The sequence below is a fragment of the Nocardioides sp. CPCC 206348 genome, from assembly GCF_048654705.1.
GTDB lineage: Bacteria > Actinomycetota > Actinomycetes > Propionibacteriales > Nocardioidaceae > Nocardioides.
This window is the reverse complement of record NZ_JBMCZA010000080.1, coordinates 3,038-3,307: the sequence shown is the minus strand read 5'-3', so window position 1 is coordinate 3,307 and position 270 is coordinate 3,038. Positions and strand designations below refer to the sequence as shown.

At 70.7% G+C, this 270-nt stretch carries 1 protein-coding gene; it reads right to left on the bottom strand.

The features are described 5' to 3' along the window. Positions 1-270 (bottom strand): hypothetical protein (locus ACOADB_RS04075; protein ID WP_378596654.1); only part of this gene is annotated, 270 nt, incomplete at both ends.

The following is a 270-nucleotide window of genomic DNA, read 5'->3' as shown; positions in this document are numbered from 1 at the left end:
TGCTCGGTCCCGTCCATGAGCTTGCGGACCGCGGTCAGTGTGTCGCCGACGCCGGACCCACGCTCGGCGAGGGCCTGGTTGACGACGACCTCGCCGGGGCCGGGCGGGTACGTGCCGCTGATCGGCTGGAACAGGCCGTCGGTGAGCGGGTTGGCGAGATCGGTCGTGAACGCCTCGAAGTCGCCGATGCCCTTGTCGGTCCGGAAGCCGAGCGATTCCTGCCCGAAGGTGGTGATCGGGCGATCGCGGCCCACGGCCTTGCGCACCGCA